The 1,170-nt window shown below is 42.9% G+C and carries 1 protein-coding gene; it reads left to right on the top strand.

What is annotated here, in order from left to right; all coding sequences use genetic code 11:
* Window positions 1-328: 328 nt before the first annotated feature.
* Window positions 329-1,170: DUF3187 family protein (locus R7E00_RS24415; RefSeq protein ID WP_318124815.1), on the top strand; the 842-nt coding region annotated here is incomplete at its 3' end.

Here is a 1,170-nt window from a genome sequence, read left to right as displayed (position 1 = left end):
GTCAGGAAGAGTAATAATAGGCATGCTATGTCCTTTACAGTGGTGTTGCACACCAAGCAACACATGTTATTCAAATTTAGAAGCTATTTGTTGATAAATAGTTGAGAAGCGATAGAGGTCGCTCAGTAACACGAATACCGGACCGCTATCGGAAGAGCGATTGTACCTAGCTCACATTTAGATTGCAAAGCGCGATTTCAGTTTGTCATTGAAAGTTCACTACTAAATAAGCTACTCGGCGAAAAACACCATTGACATAATAAGCGGAACGAAATAATGAGTGACACTATAGTTAATTTATTGAGTAATCTATATTTAGGTATTCATCATGAAGAAAAATCGATGGCAACCTACAATATTGGCTTTTGCTTTTTGGTTGCCTGCTTCCACTTTTGCCTCTAACGACCTTTACGGACCACTTCGATCTTACGCTCAATCGCCAATGCAAGTGGTCAGTCATACCAACCATCTCCGCTCTGGGTTTAGCTTGCCTTCAGAGTACATAGAAGCTTATGGCTCGGCGACAATAGCGAGTGTTTGGGCTCATACCGACGAATACGCTTTGGATTATTACCACAACCAATTAGAAATTGGAGCTAAGTGGCAAGTCAGTTCTCAATGGCAATGGGAACTGAATTATCGCTGGGTATTTGCTGCAGATAATCATCTGGATGGCTTAACAGAAAGCTTTCATGACCTATTTGGAATTGGACAAAACGGGCGAGATAAAGTTGATAAAAACCGCTTTTACATCTCAATGCCGCAATATGACGTGTTGGAAGACGGCTTCGAAGGCCAAACCATCGCGAACAACCTCTCGACATACGTTCAATACCAAATATTGCAAAATGAACGTCATGGTCTTTCGCTAGGAGGAAGACTCTATTATAACAAAGTCGCGCACGGTACCTTTAAAGGCAGTAACTTTGAGCAAGGCGTGCAACTCAATTACTCTTATCTGTACGGAGCACACGCTTTCTATTCAATGTTCGGGATGACTTTTCGTTCTGACGATCGTGCTCTTCTCGATTTACCTTACCGCCACAACACCGCTGCAATGGCGGGCGGATATCGTTATGCACCTTGGGAAAACCACCACTTTATTGTTGAATACCACTGGTATCAAGGTTCCACTGAGGGGCCTGCAGAATTTGCCGATGCGTCAAATGA

This window comes from Vibrio sp. Vb1755 (genome assembly GCF_033338635.1).
Taxonomy (GTDB): domain Bacteria; phylum Pseudomonadota; class Gammaproteobacteria; order Enterobacterales; family Vibrionaceae; genus Vibrio; species Vibrio alginolyticus.
The sequence above is the reverse complement of the archived record's forward strand: the minus strand, read 5'-3'. Positions and strand labels throughout refer to the sequence as shown.